This is a genomic window from Natrinema versiforme (assembly GCF_005576615.1).
GTDB classification, from domain to species: Archaea; Halobacteriota; Halobacteria; order Halobacteriales; family Natrialbaceae; genus Natrinema; species Natrinema versiforme_A.
Map to the genome: position 1 here is coordinate 43,631 of NZ_CP040330.1, position 14,736 is coordinate 58,366.

The 14,736-nt window shown below is 64.0% G+C and carries 17 protein-coding genes; 6 read left to right on the plus strand and 11 right to left on the minus strand.

All coding sequences use genetic code 11. From position 1 onward, the window contains the following. Positions 1-144: 144 nt before the first annotated feature. On the minus strand, positions 145-2,331 hold the full coding sequence (locus FEJ81_RS00200; RefSeq protein WP_138243367.1) for a (Fe-S)-binding protein: 2,187 nt from the start codon (positions 2,329-2,331) through the stop codon (positions 145-147). Positions 2,332-2,511: 180 nt separating this feature from the next. Between FEJ81_RS00200 and FEJ81_RS00205 the strand changes: the two genes are divergently transcribed. Together FEJ81_RS00205 and FEJ81_RS00210 are read left to right on the plus strand one after the other, a co-directional pair. Further along, complete coding sequence (locus tag FEJ81_RS00205; protein WP_138243368.1) at positions 2,512-3,102, plus strand: conditioned medium-induced protein 4; 591 nt, start codon at positions 2,512-2,514, stop codon at positions 3,100-3,102. Between the two features lie 277 nt (positions 3,103-3,379). Beyond that, a complete protein-coding gene (locus tag FEJ81_RS00210; protein ID WP_138243369.1) occupies positions 3,380-4,063 on the plus strand; it encodes a CRISPR-associated protein Cas4 in 684 nt (227 codons plus the stop codon). 14 nt (positions 4,064-4,077) lie between these two features. Here the strand turns inward: FEJ81_RS00210 and FEJ81_RS00215 are convergent, their stop codons facing one another. From FEJ81_RS00215 to FEJ81_RS00230, 4 genes are all read right to left on the minus strand, one after another. Beyond that, on the minus strand, positions 4,078-4,287 hold the full coding sequence (locus tag FEJ81_RS00215; protein WP_138243370.1) for a hypothetical protein: 210 nt from the start codon (positions 4,285-4,287) through the stop codon (positions 4,078-4,080). Positions 4,288-4,394: 107 nt separating this feature from the next. Further along, entirely contained in the window at positions 4,395-4,982 is a 588-nt protein-coding gene (locus tag FEJ81_RS00220; RefSeq protein WP_138243371.1) for an L-threonylcarbamoyladenylate synthase, read from the minus strand. Positions 4,983-5,032: 50 nt separating this feature from the next. Further along, positions 5,033-5,548 carry a redoxin domain-containing protein gene (locus FEJ81_RS00225; protein ID WP_138243372.1) on the minus strand — a complete coding sequence of 172 codons (516 nt, stop codon included), beginning with the start codon at positions 5,546-5,548 and terminating at the stop codon, positions 5,033-5,035. Next, positions 5,548-5,850, minus strand: a complete 303-nt coding sequence (locus FEJ81_RS00230; protein ID WP_138243373.1) for a glutaredoxin family protein — start codon at positions 5,848-5,850, stop codon at positions 5,548-5,550. The genes FEJ81_RS00225 and FEJ81_RS00230 overlap by 1 nt, the downstream gene beginning before the upstream one ends. Positions 5,851-5,962: 112 nt before the next feature. On the opposite strand from FEJ81_RS00230, the gene FEJ81_RS00235 reads away from it, so the two are divergent. Beyond that, positions 5,963-7,369: a hemolysin family protein gene (locus tag FEJ81_RS00235; protein WP_138243374.1), complete on the plus strand. Its 1,407-nt coding sequence runs from the start codon at positions 5,963-5,965 to the stop codon at positions 7,367-7,369. Between the two features lie 27 nt (positions 7,370-7,396). Here the strand turns inward: FEJ81_RS00235 and FEJ81_RS00240 are convergent, their stop codons facing one another. The 5 genes from FEJ81_RS00240 to FEJ81_RS00260 all read right to left on the minus strand — a co-directional run bounded on the left by FEJ81_RS00240 (position 7,397) and on the right by FEJ81_RS00260 (position 11,830). Further along, positions 7,397-8,134: a hypothetical protein gene (locus FEJ81_RS00240; RefSeq protein WP_138243375.1), complete on the minus strand. Its 738-nt coding sequence runs from the start codon at positions 8,132-8,134 to the stop codon at positions 7,397-7,399. 48 nt (positions 8,135-8,182) lie between these two features. Further along, on the minus strand, positions 8,183-9,376 hold the full coding sequence (locus FEJ81_RS00245; protein WP_138243376.1) for an inorganic phosphate transporter: 1,194 nt from the start codon (positions 9,374-9,376) through the stop codon (positions 8,183-8,185). 175 nt (positions 9,377-9,551) lie between these two features. Continuing rightward, positions 9,552-9,935 carry a hypothetical protein gene (locus FEJ81_RS00250; protein ID WP_229504741.1) on the minus strand — a complete coding sequence of 128 codons (384 nt, stop codon included), beginning with the start codon at positions 9,933-9,935 and terminating at the stop codon, positions 9,552-9,554. Positions 9,936-10,290: 355 nt separating this feature from the next. Further along, positions 10,291-11,013, minus strand: a complete 723-nt coding sequence (locus FEJ81_RS00255; RefSeq protein WP_138243378.1) for a DUF5828 family protein — start codon at positions 11,011-11,013, stop codon at positions 10,291-10,293. Between the two features lie 73 nt (positions 11,014-11,086). Then, complete coding sequence (locus FEJ81_RS00260) at positions 11,087-11,830, minus strand: hypothetical protein (RefSeq protein ID WP_229504742.1); 744 nt, start codon at positions 11,828-11,830, stop codon at positions 11,087-11,089. Between the two features lie 276 nt (positions 11,831-12,106). Here FEJ81_RS00260 and upp point away from each other — a divergent pair, with 276 nt between their 5' ends. After that, a complete protein-coding gene (upp, locus tag FEJ81_RS00265) occupies positions 12,107-12,784 on the plus strand; it encodes a uracil phosphoribosyltransferase (RefSeq protein ID WP_138243379.1) in 678 nt (225 codons plus the stop codon). A 74-nt stretch (positions 12,785-12,858) separates the two neighbouring features. After that, on the plus strand, positions 12,859-13,236 hold the full coding sequence (locus FEJ81_RS00270) for a cupin domain-containing protein (RefSeq protein ID WP_138243380.1): 378 nt from the start codon (positions 12,859-12,861) through the stop codon (positions 13,234-13,236). 72 nt (positions 13,237-13,308) lie between these two features. On the opposite strand, the gene FEJ81_RS00275 is transcribed toward FEJ81_RS00270, so the two are convergent. Further along, the gene (locus tag FEJ81_RS00275) at positions 13,309-13,512 is read right to left on the minus strand and encodes a YgaP family membrane protein (RefSeq protein WP_138246680.1); all 204 of its coding nucleotides are present in this window, start codon (positions 13,510-13,512) and stop codon (positions 13,309-13,311) included. Positions 13,513-13,747: 235 nt separating this feature from the next. On the opposite strand from FEJ81_RS00275, the gene FEJ81_RS00280 reads away from it, so the two are divergent. Beyond that, positions 13,748-14,692 (plus strand): TAXI family TRAP transporter solute-binding subunit, encoded by a 945-nt coding sequence (locus tag FEJ81_RS00280; protein ID WP_138243381.1) that lies wholly within the window; start codon positions 13,748-13,750, stop codon positions 14,690-14,692. Positions 14,693-14,736: the final 44 nt, after the last annotated feature.

Consider the following 14,736-nt stretch of genomic DNA (forward strand, 5'->3'; position numbering starts at 1 on the left):
AACGACCAGCTCGTTCCTCAAATTGGCTCAACTGGTAAGATTATAAGAATAGTTAGAATAGAGATATTTTGACAAAGTACGTCAGTCTCAGGAGGGAGCGATCGAAACGGTAGCGTTGCAAAACCCGAGGTGGCTGCGAATCGATCAGTCCGCCGTGACTTCGACTTGTGCCTCGTCTGCCTTCCCGATCGCTTCGACGATGAGTTCGGCCACGTCGACGACCTCGATCTCGTCCTCGTAGCCGCCGGTCTTGCGGCCGTCCTCGTACATCGTCATGCACATCGGACAGGCGACGACGAACTTCTCGACGCCGCTGCCGGCGTCGGTGTCCTCGAGCGCTTCCCGGATCCGCTCCTCGCTGGGTTTGGGCTCCTCTTCGAAGTCCATCCAGAGGCCGCCACCGCCGCCGCCACAGCAGAAGGAGTTGCTGCGGTTGCGGGGCATCTCGTCTAACGTACAGCCCGTGGCCGTGATGAGTTCGCGCGGGGCCTCGTACTCGTCGTTGTACCGCCCGAGGTGACACGGGTCGTGGTAGGTGACGGTGTAGTCGAGTTCGGTACCGTTCAGGTCGAGCTTGCCCTCCTCGACGAGTTCCTCGACGGCTTGGGTCCAGTGGTAGACGTCGATCTCGCCGTCCTCGTTCCACTGCTCTTCGTAGTCGAAGGGCATCATTGGGTCGTCGGCGAACTCCTCGAAGTCGACCTCCGGATACTCGTTCTTGAAGGTGTTGTACGAGTGGGGATCGGTACAGACGATCTTGTCGAACTCGCAGTCGTCCCACGTCTCGACGTGGTGGCCGGCGAGTTCGATGTAGAGGAACTCCTCGCCGACGCGGCGGATGTCGTTGCCGTCGAACTTCTCGTCGTCGAAGAGGATGCCGAAGCTCACGTCGGCCTCTTTGAGGATGGTCGCCAGCGAGCGGGCGACCTGCTTGTTGCGCTCGTCGTAGCTCGGAAAGTCGCCGACGTACCAGAGGTAGTCGACTTCCTCCTCGCGGGCGTCGGTGACGTCGAACTCGAGTTCGTCGGCCCAGTCACCGCGATTGCGCGGCGAGTCGCCGAAGGTGTTGCCGTTTTGCATGACGTTCTGGAAGACGTCCTGCATGCTGGGGGCGACGTCGCCCTGATCGGCCATCTGGCGGTTGAGCCGCGTAAAGCTCTTGAGGTGCTCGATTTCGACGGGGCAGGCGTCCATACAGGCCATACAGGCCATGCAGGACTCCATGGTCTCCGAGTTGATGACGCTCGTCCCGCCGTCGGCGATGATGGGTTGCTCCTCGCCGCCGGCCTCGAGGTCCTCGCGGTAGGATTTCAGGTCGAGGATGACGTTGCGCGGGTCGAGCGGGCGGTCGGACGCCTTCGCGGGACAGACCGAGGAACACCGGCCGCACTTGGTACAGGCGTCCTGATCGAGGATTTCCTTCCACGTGAAGTCGTCGATGGACTCGGCGTTGGTCGCGTCCAGATCCGAGGGGATATTCGGCAGGCGCTGGCCGGCCTTCTCGTCGCGCGTGACGACGTTCGCGAAGGAGGAGATCATGTGAAACGGCTTGGCGTAGGGGATCCACGCGATGAAGAAGAACGCGATCAGCGAGTGAGACCACCACGCGAGCCAGTGGAGGTTCTCGACGTTCAGCCCGGCCCCGTTGAGGCCGGCCTGTTCGGGCCCGAGCGTCGGGAGACCGATCGCGTCGAAGCCCAGCGCCATGCCGTAGGCGACGAAACTGACGATTTCGTGGTCCGGGATCCCGGCGCTGTAGACACGGAGGCCTTCGAGCAGGAAGCCGCCAACACCGAGCGCGAACAGCGTCCAGATGAAAAGATCGTCCTCGCTCGAGGTGTGGCGGTCCCAGAGGCGATGGTTGCGGACCCAGTACCGTCGGTACATGGCCATCCCGATGCCGACGACGAACAGCAGCCCCATGGCGTCGACGATGAACTGGTAGGCGAGATAGAAGTCACCGTTCCAGAAGGAGAGGTGGAGGAGTTTCTCCGCGGCGTACTCCTCGGCCATGAGGATGAGCGTCGCGATAAACAGCGTCAGGAATCCCCAGAGGATAAACGAGTGCATCAGGCCGCCGTAGAGATCCCTGTTGAACTGTTTCTCGTTCGAGAGCACGATCTTGGCCGCGCTCGCGATACGGTTCTGCAGATCGTTCACACGAGGGAACGAATCGTCGTCGCCCGCCGCATAGCGGGCGAACCGCCGGTAGACGCCGTACATGAAGACGGCGACGGCGGTAAACGCGAGGAGGTAGAACACCGCGTATTCCACGCTGGTGATTCCCCAGTACGTGTCCCTCGCGACATCTGACTGTGCTAACGCGTGCATGTCCATTGAGGGGGAGGGCTGTAACTTAATTCTTGCCACACTGCTCGGCAGACCACCCCTACGCCGTCTTGCGGAAATTTTCGGACTATTTCGAGTTCATAATTGTCGACCATGTCAGTAGTCCGACCCAACGTGATCTGGCAACAGGTTTAAATAGACTCCCGTCTGGAGTGTCCACCCATGAACGATAAGACCGAGGAACTCCGGGATATCTTCACCGACGTCACCGACGGCGAGGAAACCGTCACCGAGTCCCAAGAGAACACGCGCGGCTCCCTCGAGCGAGACGAGCGATCGGACGAGGATCGCCTCGAGAGTGTCGTCCAGCAGATGCGGGAACGCTATGCGTTCGAAACGCAGTTATCGGACGACGAGTTGATTGCGGTCGCCAGAGCGTTCTACGACGGCCGGAGCGACGAGGCGATCGCCGACGATCTCGGCGTCGATGCCGCGGACATCTTCGAGGCCCGAATGTCGCTGCACCTCGTCGGCGAGGACGACGCCGACGAAGTCGATCTCGCAGCGATCCGCAATCGCGAGGAAGACGACGCCACGCTCGCGGCGGAGTACGACGTCAGCGCCGACCGGATCCGTCGCTACCGGCGCATCGCCGCGGCCGAAGACGAGTCTCGAGCGGCCAACGACCGCTACCGCGACGAGTTCGACAGCATCCTCGCGGACTCGGAACTCTCCGAGCAGATGACCTCTGACCTCCGCGAGGACGGCCTCGAGGACGCGACCGAGGGGATGGAGACGAACGTGGACTTCTAGAACCCACCTTTTACGCTGCGTGAGGTTTCGCTGGTTACTACCAGCGAAACCTCCCTCGGTAAAAGCTGGACCAAAAGCACTCCTCTTTCCCCTCCACTCGCTTCGCTCGCTCCGGATCAGTCGTCGGCCCGCTCGCTCACTCGACTCGCGGCTTAGCCGCTCGTCTTTTCGCGGCGCTACGCGCCGCGCTTTCGTTCGCTCGCGGATGCATCGACGTTCGCTCCGCCTACCTGTAAGCTCACGAGACTTCTTATGCGAAGGCGCGGCCAGACGGTTCGTGACTGACACTCGAGTCTCATTTAGCGATTTGCGGACCGCAGCCTACTGCGCCCGGAAGTGTTACTACGAGCGGACCCGCGACGATGTCAACCGCGAGCCACCGCCCGAGGTCGAGCGGGTTCGAGATCTCGAGCCCCGGTACGAATCCCTGCTCGAGGCCCCGCCGGACGACCTCGCGGCGGAACCGATCGCCCGCTCGCCGACCCAATACCGCGATCGGCTGGCTGCGACCAAAGGGCGACTCGAGGACGCGGGCCAGTGGGACCGGCTCCGGAATCCCCGCGATCGGGAAGTGCTCGCGACCGGCCGGGACTGTCGCGGGATCGTCCACAAGGTACTCGCAGAGCCGCTCGAGCCGGTGGTTGTCTCGCCGGGCGAACCGCCCGACAACGGCGTCTGGCGATCCCAATCGGTCCACGCGGTCGCGGCCGCCAAGGCGCTGGCGTGGGAGCACCAGGAACCGGTCGAACGGGCGTGGCTCGAGTATCCGGCCGCCGGGGTGATTCGGTCGGTGCGGATGACGACGCGACGGAAAGCCCAGTATCGGAGCGCGCTCCGTGCGGTTCGGGAACTGGACGGGCCGCCGTCCCGGACGAACAATCGCTCGAAGTGCGAGTCCTGCGAGTTCGCGGCGGAGTGTGGCGTCAAAACCCGGACCGTGCGGTCGCTGCTGGGATTGTAGCCCGTCGGCGCGAGCTACCGACCTAGCGCGTATTTCAGGATCGCGGTCGTGACGGCGAAGACGAGCCCGAAGGTGATGCCGATCAGCACCGCGCTCTCGAGGGACTGCCCGGCGAATACGATCCCACTGCCGGCGTACACACCGCCGGGGACCGCGACGGCGAGGAGGAACCACAGCACTGGTTGCGTCCCGAACCACGACTCGTTGGTGGGATGACTGCTCATGGGGCGACGTATGCGAACCTATTGGATCGTTGTCTTATATAGCTACCGTCGCCCAACGGGACGGCAGCAGCGGGTACCGGGCGATCGGCAGTCGCGGCTGTCGAGGTTCAGTGTCGCTCGAGCCAGACCTCTATCTCGTCGGCCATCGCGCCGCGTCGGTGGATCGTTTCGCTCGAGACGTCGACGACGGTGCTCTCGGTCCCGCCGTCGGTCTCCCCGTCGTCGAGGACGACGGCCGCGGCCTCGCGGATCTCGGGATCGAGCTCGGCGGGTCGGCGGGCGCTCTCCCGCCCGCTGACGTTCGCGCTGGTCGACGTGATCGGCGTTCCGGCCCGCTCACAGAGTCGCAGCGCGACGGCGTGGTCCGGCACCCTGACTCCGACGCGGTCCCGCCCCGCCGTGAGTTCGTCGGGGACGGAGTCGCGTCGCCGGCAGAGGACCGTCACGGGGCCGGGGAGAAACGTTCCCATGAACTGTCGCTCCCGCTCGGTCGCGCGGACGTGTCGCAGCGCCGACGGGACCGAGGGCACCGCGAAGGAGATCGGTTTCGAGCGGTCCCGGCCTTTCACCTCGAAGACGCGCTCGACGGCGGCGGGATCGAGGGCGTCCGCGGCGAGGCCGTAGACCGTCTCGGTCGGGTAGACGACGAGCTCCCCCGCCTCGATCGCCTCGGCTGCGCGGTCGAACTCGCTCATTCGATTCGAAATCGGTGGATCGCGCGCAAAAAGCTGTCGCTCAGCGCCGGTTACTCGAGGCCGAGTTCCGCCTCGAGGGCGTCGTAGTCGGGGAAGTCGGGCCAGTCGGTGGCGACCCACGTGCCCTCGACCGTTCGATCGTCGCCGAGCGCGAAGAAGGCGACCCGCGGTTCGCTGATACCGGTCATGCCGTCGAGGTCGTGGTCGATCCCGTACGATTCCGCGACCCTGTTGCCGGGGTCGGCGAAGAACGCGAAGGGGTAGTCGTTGTCCTCGAGGAACCGCTTGACGCCGTAGGGCGTCGAGGCCGTGACGCCAACGACGCGGTCCGCACGTTCGTCCCAGTTGCGTTCTTCGAGTTCGTCCCAGACGTACTTGGCGAGGAACGAGCCGGTCATCGGGGTGAAGACGAGGATGGTTCGACTCTCGCCATCGCCGACGAGGTCCGACAGCGTTCGATCCTCCCAGAACTCGTCGGTGACGAACGGTCGGGTGAACTCGGGGGCTTCCTCGCCGGGTTCGGGGTGGTCCGCCGGACCCAATTCGACGACATCGAACTCCGGCATCAGTCGTCACCTCCGGCACCCGCCGCGGCCGCGTCGGGCCGGTCGCGCCCGTAGGTCGACTCGAGGTAGTCCACGATGTTGGCGCTCTCCGCCATCGTGACGCCGGTGTTCTCGTCGACGACGACGGGAACGGTCCGGACGCCGGCGACGCGCTTGACGACGTTCCGTTCGGAGTGCATCGGTTCGACGAACCGCGACCGGTACGAGAGGTCGTACTCGTTGAGCAGCCGGGCGACCCGCTCGCAGTACGGACAGCCTTGGAGCCGGTAGAACGTGATCGGTGGCTCGGCGGTCTCGCTCATACTCGAACGTAGGGGAACGGACCGGGTAAACGTGTCGTCGCCGGCGGCGATGTCCGTAACCCGTTGTAAAATGGGAAACGGTTAACCGATCCGGCTATAAGGCTGTATATCAATGGCGTTGTCTCCGCTGTTTGCGGTTCCGTTGGCTGCCTATGAAGTCCCGTTCGTGGGACTCGAGTTCGATCAGTCGGTAGTGACGACTCTCGGCGCGCTCGCCGTCGTCGTCCTCATCGCCCTCTCCGGGTTCTTCTCCTCGTCCGAGATCGCGATGTTCAACCTGCCGAAACACCGGCTCGAGGGGATGATCGAGGACGACATCCCGGGTGCGGAGTTGGTCAAGGGGCTCAAGAACGACCCCCACCGGCTGCTCGTGACGATTCTGGTCGGCAACAACATCGTCAACATCGCGATGTCCTCGATCGCGACGGCGATCCTGTCGATGCACTTCGGCGGGCTGGTCGGGGTCTTGCTGGCGACGTTCGGGATCACCGCGCTCGTTCTCCTCTTCGGCGAGAGCGTCCCCAAGTCCTACGCCGTCGAGAACGCCGAGACGTGGTCGATTCGCATCGCGAGGCCGCTGAAGGCGACGGAGTACTTGCTTTATCCGCTGATCGCCCTCTTCGATTACCTGACGCGCCAGATCAACAACCTCATCGGATCGACGGGTGCGATCGAGTCACCGTACGTGACCCGTGACGAAATTCAGGAGATGATCGAGTCCGGCGAGCGCGAGGGGGTCTTAGAGGAGGAGGAACACGAGATGCTCCAGCGGATCTTCCGCTTTAACAACACGATCGTCAAGGAGGTGATGACCCCGCGACTCGACATGACGGCGGTTCCGAAAGACGCCGACATCGACGAGGCGATCGAGACCTGTATCCAGAGCGGTCACGCCCGCGTCCCCGTCTACGAGGGCAGCCTCGACAACGTCCAAGGCGTCGTCCACATCCGCGATCTGGTCCGCGACCTCAACTACGGCGAGACCGGCGACGCCGAACTCGAGCTGGCGGATCTCATCCAGCCGACCCTGCACGTGCCCGAATCGAAGAACGTCGACGAACTCCTGACCGAGATGCGGGAAAATCGGATGCACATGGCGATCGTCATCGACGAGTTCGGGACCACGGAGGGGCTGGTGACGATGGAGGACATGATCGAGGAGATCATCGGCGAGATCCTCGAGGGCGGCGAGGAACAGCCCATCGAGGCAATCGACGACGACACCGTCCTCGTCCGCGGCGAGGTCAACATCGAGGACGTCAACGAATCCCTCGAGATCGACCTCCCCGAGGGCCAGGAGTTCGAGACCATCGCCGGCTTCATCTTCAACCGCGCGGGCCGGCTGGTCGAGGAAGGCGAGGAGATAACCTACGACGGCGTCCGAATTACGGTCGAAACCGTCGAGAACACCCGCATTCTGAAAGCCCGGCTCAAGAAACTCGAGGTGCCGGACGAGGAGAGCGAAGCGGAGCCGGAAAGCGAGGCTGCGCCGATGGAAATCGACGAAAACGACGAGTGAGCCGCGTCGTCCGAGTTCTTCGACCGGTCAGTCCCGCGATTCGACGATCGCCGCGATGTCGCGAGCGACCGCCGGCGGAACGACGATCCGGCGCGGCCCCTGTACGTACTGGCCGTCCGGCTGCGCGTACGTGAGCCCCAGCACTGCGGCGTCCCCGATTTCTCGGACCGACACGGCATCGATCACCGCGAGGTCGATCGCCTGCTCCGGTTCGTAGAGGTAGATCGTCCCCTCGTCGCGGTCGAGCGCGCCGACGGACTGCAGGAACGAGGCGAGGACGAGGGCGATGAGCGCGAGCGGGAGACAGAGGGCCGCCAGCCCGGTAAAGGGGCCGGCACCGGCCAGTAACCCGGTCTGGGAGACGTATCGGCCGATTCCCATCAGCCCGCCGATGACCGACCCCATCACGACCGTCCCAACGGCGGCGTCCATCGCCCGATTCAGGCTCGTTCCTGAGGGCACGTCGACCGGGAGCCGCCGGACGAGTCGCTCGAGGTGTCGTTCGGTTTGACTCGAGGCGGCCAGCGCGAGGACGGTCGCAGCGAGCGCGACGACGAGAGCAGTGACGACGGTTCGGCCGACTCCGCCGGCGGCTTCGCCGGCGACTCTGTACAGTCGCCACCAGATGACGATGCCGATCGCGGCGAAGAAGGTGCCGACCCCGAGCATCCACAGGAGGCGCACGGTGCGGGAGGTGCTCGCGTCCCGCCGCCACTGGATCGTCTCGTCGGGAGTGTCGGTGACATCGACGGCGTCCTCGTCCATACTCGAACTCACGATCCGTCGTGTAAAGACCGTTCGATGTCGGCCCGCTCAGAGGAGGATCGCGCCGACGGCGGTGTAGCCGACGTAGGAGACGACGATCGCACCGGCGAGCGACCCGATCCACGCGAGTACGGTAACGCCCATCTTGCGGGCACTGACGCCGCCGCCGCTGCCGGCCGCGGCGTAGCCGCTCCCGATGATCGCGCTGACGATAATTTCGTTGAACGAGACCGGAATGCCGTACAGGACCGCGGCCTGCGCGATGATAAAGGAGGGGATGAGCGCGGCGATCGACCGCCGCGGCCCCAGCGAGGAGTAGTCCTGCGAGATCGCCTTGATCATTCGCGGCGCGCCGGTCCACGACCCCAGTAACAGGCCGAAGCCGCCGCCGACGAGCATCGCGATCAGCGGCAGGTCCAGTTCGCCCGACAGCGGGATCAGCGGCCCGATCGCGAGCCCGACCTGACTGCCGCCGGCGGAGAACGCGACGAGCCCGCCGAGGATCAGCAGGAAGTGGCGCTCGCCGCGTTCGGTTCCGCTTCTGAGATCGACCGCGATCGCGCCCGCCCACAGCGCCGCGATCACGAGCGTCGCGGCGGCGGTTCCGGCGACCGCCGGTCCGGGAATCCAGCCGCTCGAGGCCTGTGCGATCGACGCCCCGCCGGACCCCGACCCGAGGAGCGCGAACTCGATGTTGGCGACGATCGCGCCGACGACGGCGGCCAAGACGATGATGAGGTACTCCTCGGCGACCACCTCGGCGCGGAGCGCTCGGGCGACCGCGTAGGCGATCGAGCCCCCGACAAAGGGTGTCAGGACCCACAGCGTGGCGATCTGGGTGTACTTCGGCCACGCCGGGTCACCGCCCATCGCGAGACCGGTCCCGATGACTGCGCCGGTAACCGTAAACGCCGTCGCTATCGGATAGCCAGTGAAGATACCGATCGCGACCAGTCCGGCCGCGATGAGCAGGGCGAGCGTGGCGGCAAGCGACGAGAGCGTCACGTCGCCGGCGATCAGTCCGGTCCCGACCGCCTCGGAGACGTTCGCCCCCTGCAGAACTGCGCCGGCGAAACCCAGCAGTCCGACGAGAAAGCCCGCTCGCATCACCGAAATCGCGTTCGCGCCGACGGCCGGTGCGAACGGGGTGGAGCCGCTCGAGCCGGCACCGATCGCCCAGGCCATGAAGAGACTCGCGAGTGCGGCCACGAGAAAGGTTCCGAGCGTGGCGATTTCGACCATCTACTCGCCTCCTATTAGCGGATCGTACAAGTGTGTGCCGACCTGTGACTGCCAGCGGCGGCCGAGCAGAGAGCGCAATCGCACAGGTTCTGCTCGAGTCAATGCGGTTGGGAGATCCGCGAGCATCTGCCCGATTATCGTGTCCGTTTTCCGCCGCATCGGAACCTCGCGCGCATTACTCGACTGGCTCGGACTCGGTCGCGACGTGCTCGAGAAAGAACTCCCTGTGTTTGTACAGGATCCAGAGGCCGGTCAGCCAGAGCGTCGTGGCAGTCACGATACCCAGTAGTAGATCGGTATTATCTTCGACGGTACCTGCGTTGAGAACGCCGAAGAACCCCGCTATAACGTGGTAACTCCAGGTAAGGAATCCGCCGGCGAGACCGATCGGTCGGCCGGTAATGATCGTCCAACCGAGAGCGACCGTGCACCCGCCTACGACGATCGATGGCCACGTCCCGAGAGAGGGAGCCCCACTACTGCCTCGAATAGCGATTCGGATCCCGTTGAGAAGGATGAGCCAGCCCAGTATTCCGACGCTGAGTGGGGCTTTATTCATAGTTATTTGAGTGCCCATTTCTCTGTCCCGATATGAGTAAATACTATGCCAATAGTTATGATTTTCTAAGAGGTGGCTTACAGACGGTCATGGCTGAGGGGCTCGCAGACGGACTGATGGCTGCCACACTCACAGGGGTGTTACTCTAGAGAGTGCGCACCCGATTAGAGCGAGTCGCGACTTCTGCTGGCGAGTGATGTCGGTACCGTACCCGACGTCGAAGACTGTCGCACGTCGGTTTCGTCTGCACCCCCTGATCGCTAGGTTCGGCTAGCTATTCGTCACGCTGGTGCGTTCGAGATATCACTCCGCGTGGTAGGCTCGCCGATCCCGATACCATGATCTGCGTTCTCGCTCAGTTCGTCGTCGACCGCGAGTTATCGTCGGGCTCTGGCGGCGGCTCGGCGCCCTCGATGGCTTCGGCCGCGTCGGTGTCCTTCTCGATCTCGACGTGCCAGCGGTCGACCTCGTCCTCGTAGTCGGCGAGCCGGTCGGAGACGCTCTCCTTGAGCACGTCGTCGTTGACGTTGACCTCGAAGACGAACTGCTCGCCGTTCCCGCCGTTGCGCGCGGCCTGCTGGATGTTGGCGCTAATGAGTTCGTTGTCGAAGTAGTAGGGCGCGAGTTGAGTCATCACGTTCTGATAGACCGTGTCCTCAACGCGGCGCAGTGCCTTCCGGCTCGCGGAGTCGGCCGCGCGCGCGACGTAATCGATCGACTCCTTCCAGTTGTCGACCGCGGCCTCGGCGTCGTCGTCCTCGAGTTGCTCGTAGGACTCCGAGAGCTTCTCGCCGGCGGTCTTGATGTCTTCGTCCGGCTCTTTGCCGGCTTTCTCGCCTTTCCCTTCCTCGACGCTGGCCTGATCGGCGGTCTTTTCGCTGACGTCGGAATCGAGGGTTTCGTGGGCCTTGGGACGCCACTCGTCCCACTCCTCGAAGGCGCGTGCAAAGCGCGCGCCGTACTCCTGGTCAGGATCATGGACATCGACGTCTCGAAGCGCGCGCGTGATGCGCTCGCCGTGTTCGACGATGTCGCCCCAGTCACCGCGAACTTTGAACCCCGAGATACTCTCTTCCATTCGGCTGGCCGAGTGGTAGCGTGCGGATAGGTATAAACTTCTCTGCCGTGACTCGCCTGTCCGGCCGGTGGCCTTAGCGCTGGCCGCCCCGCTGCTGGCCGCCACTCATCGGTTGCTGTCCGCCCATTTGCTGGCTCCCCATGGGTTGCTGTCCGCTCATCTGTTGGCCGCCCATGGGTTGCTGTCCGCTCATCTGTTGGCCGCCCATGGGTTGCTGTCCGCTCATCTGCTGGCCGCCCATCTGCTGGCCGCCACCGACCATCTCGAGGAGCGTCGTACAGGAGTCGATCGTGCGGTCGATCGCCGAAATCGTCTCGGCGACGTGGGGGTGCTGCTGGAACTGCTGGAGTTCGGGCAGGCTCTCCTGAGCGATCCGGACGAACGTGTCCGCGATCTCGGGCCCGAACATCGAGTCGCGCGCGATCAGCTTCTCGTTGAACTCGGCCAGCTCCGCGATGTCGCGACAGATAGCCGCACACGTCGCGAGCTGTGGCCCCTCCGACGCGCACATCTTCGCACACCAGTCGGCGATGTGGGACAGTTCGGTGAAGTCCTCGAGCGCGATCCGGAGCTCGTTCGTGAGGTGGTTCTCGAACGACTGTCGGCCCTGCGTTCCCTGTCCGGCCATCCCCTGACCGCCCATTTGCTGGCCGCTCCCCATCGACTGCTGACCGCCCGTCTGTTGGCCGCCCATGGGTTGCTGGCCGCCGCTCATCCCTTGGCCCCCCATCTGTTGGCCGCCGGGGGTCCCGCGCTCGCCCGTCATCCGTGTCGGCTGCTGTCCGCCCTGCCGTGGCTGTTGGTTCTGGTGACTCATTGGAATGCAGTGCCCGTGATGGAGCGTCGGGGCCTACGCCGATCGAGCGATTAAACCGGTCCCACCGTTTCGTCCGTTTCCGGTACCCAAGCACGGTTTTCGATCCGTGCGATCAGCGCTCGAATTCGACCCGCAGCGTCGATCACAGCTCGGTAACATCGGATTAGCGGTCTCAAGCCGATCTTTCGCGAGCCGTCGATGCCTCGAGATCGCGTTCCGGCGCGGGGCTCGTGGGTGATCGATACTGTGAACTACCCGGCGAGTGGCTGTAGGGATATGCCGATCGAAGACCGGGACAACGCGTATCTCATCACGCATGCATTGGCGAAGGACACGCTCTCGCGTCTGCGCGACGTCGAGACCGAACAGGTCAGCTTCCGAAAGGGGCTGGTCAAACTCGGCCGGATCTGTGGCTACGAGATCATCGACGGCCGCATGGAGACCGAGTACGTCGAGATCGAGACGCCCCTCGAGCAGACGATGGGCGAGCGCGTCCGCGGGCTCGACGACGTCGTGATCATCAACGTGCTCCGCGCCGCGACGCCCTTTGTCGAGGGACTGCTGAAGGCGTTCCCGCGAGCGCGACAGGGCGTCATCAGCGCGAGCCGCAACGAGGAGGCCGGCCGCGCCGAGGACGGCTCGTTCCCCATCACCGTCGACTACGTGAAACTGCCCGAGATCCACGAGGAGGACACGGTCATCATCGCCGATCCGATGCTCGCGACGGGGAGTACGATGTGTACCGTCCTCGAGCACGTCGTCGAGAACGCCGTGCAACCGGAGAACCTGATCGTCCTCTCCGCGGTGTCGGCACCCGAAGGACTGCTCCGGGTCAACGAAGCGGTCGACGAGGCCGACCTGCTGACGGTCTCGATCGACGATCGCCTCGACGAGGACGGCTTCATCGTCCCCGGCCTCGGCGACGCCGGTGACCGGGCGTTCCGGACGACCTGAGCGGCGAAGCGGCGGATATGGCGTCCCGAACGGGTGGCGACGGACTTTTGCTGATCGCTCCGAATCGACTTCCTATGAGTTACACCGTCGTCGATCCGGACGACCTCGAGCGAGTCGATGAACGGCCCTGCGATCTCCGCCGACTGAGCGACGCGGCGGGCATGGAAACCGTCGCGATCAATCGGTTCGACGCCGAACCGGGCGAGCAGTTGCCGCTCGCCTACCACTATCACGAAACCCAAGAGGAGGCGTTCGTCGTCCTCTCGGGAACGCTTCACGTCGAGACGCCCGACGAGGAGTTTACGGTCCCGCAGGGGTCGCTGTTCGCGGTCGAACCCGGCGCGCCCCAGCGAGCGTACAACCCCGCCGACGCCGACGACGCGGTCTCGGTGATCGCGGTCGGCGCGCCGCCGGTCGACGGCGACGCCGTCCCGTACGAGCCCGAGGAGTGAGCGTCGCGCGATTCTCGACCGGTCTCGAGCGGTTGTCTCGCCTCGTGCACCCGGTCGTCTCGTCCCAGATCGTTACTCTCTGGTCCCGCAGGTGTCGATTCCCAGCACCGCGTTCGCCGGACACCGCTGGATGATCGCGGTTGCGAGGACGTCGCTACCGGCGATGAACGCCAGCGTGCCGAGCGTTCGATCCCGATTTCGGTAGCCGACGACGAGGAGTATCGCCGCGAGGACGAGGCGGCCGAGCCGGTCGAATCCGCCGACGTTTCGGTCCATGGGCGAGCGGACGACCCCGATGCGGGAATAACTGGTCCCGAGTTCCGCCGTTTCGATCACGTTCGGCCAGTTCATGGCCATAATACACGTTTAAGGATATAAGGTTATGAGAACTGATTTACTAGTGAACGAACATCTGCTAATCAACCTCAACCGTGTGTGTATCCGTAGCAGTATCCGAATTATGATTGACAATCAAAAATCTATATATGGTTCCGTTACTACGGCATGGAGTATGTCACATGATTTCAACAGACGATCTTTCGTGAAGGCGGCAGGTATTACTGGGATTGCCGGCCTCGCCGGCTGTCTCGGTGGGGACGGTAACACGCTCTCGTGGGACGCCGGCGGCACCGGCGGAACGTACTATCCGCTTTCGGGGAATTTCAAGGATATCCTCGAGGACAACACGGATTACTCTCTGCAGGTGAAGTCGACCGGGGCCAGCGTCGAGAACGTCAGCAGCCTCAACCGAGAGGAGGCCGACTTCGCGCTGATCCAGAACGATATCGCGTACTTCGCGACGAACGGAACCGGTATCGAGGAACTCCAAGGCGAGGGGATGGATAACATCCGCGGCGTCGCGACGCTGTACCCCGAGACGATCCACGTCATCACGCAGGCCGATTCGGGAATCGAGTCCGTCGAGGATCTCGACGGCGCGGCGATCAACACCGGCGCTCCCGGTAGCGGGACGCAGGTCAACGCCCTCCAGATCCTCGAGACCGCGGGGATCACGGAAGACGACTTCGAGGAGCAAAACGCCAACTTCGATACGGCGGCCGACCAGATCCGGGACGGCGATATCGACGCGGCGTTCGTCGTCGGCGGCTGGCCGGTCGGTTCCATCGAGGACCTCGCGACGAGCAACGATATCAGTCTGGTCGAAATCTCGGGCGACCTCCGAGAGGACATTCGATCCGAGGCCGAGTGGTTCGCCGACGATACCGTTCCCGCCGGCACCTACAACGGCGTCGACGCCGATGTCGAGACCGTCTCCGTCCAGGCGATGATCGCGACCCACGACGGGGTCGAAGACGATGTCGTCGAAACGGTGACGGCGGCGATCTTCGACAACACTGACGATCTCAACTACAAGGCGGACTTCATCAGCGCCGACTCGGCCCAAGAGGGGATGCCGATCGACCTCCACCCCGGCGCCGAAGCGTACTTCGGATAACGCACCGGGTCACCTTCGATAAGTTATATGCAACGACCGACCAG